Annotated in this window: 1 protein-coding gene; it reads right to left on the reverse strand. The window is 62.9% G+C overall.

What is annotated here, in order from left to right; genetic code table 11:
• Positions 1-163: 163 nt before the first annotated feature.
• On the reverse strand, positions 164-256 hold a 93-nt coding region (locus MTCD1_RS19680; protein ID WP_143760207.1), incomplete at its 5' end, for a DMT family protein.

Here is a 256-nt window from a genome sequence, read left to right on the forward strand (position 1 = left end):
TGATCGAACCTTCTGGCGGTATATGTGACGCAGAGATGACCAAAACGTGACAAATCTGCGAAAACCGCGAGTTTAACCGGCGCCAGACAGCCGCCCGGCGCACCAGGTCAAAGCGGATGCGCAGAGACCGGCGCCCCCCGGCAGGGCCTGCGCGGCTCGGCTCCTACGCGCTGCGGAAGATGAAGTACACCGCCCCGACGAGGCACAGACCCGCCCAGAGGTAGTCCCATTTGAGCGGCTCGTTCAGGTAGAACAC

The organism is Colwellia marinimaniae (assembly GCF_002207865.1).
Taxonomy (GTDB): Bacteria; Pseudomonadota; Gammaproteobacteria; order Enterobacterales; family Alteromonadaceae; genus Colwellia; species Colwellia marinimaniae.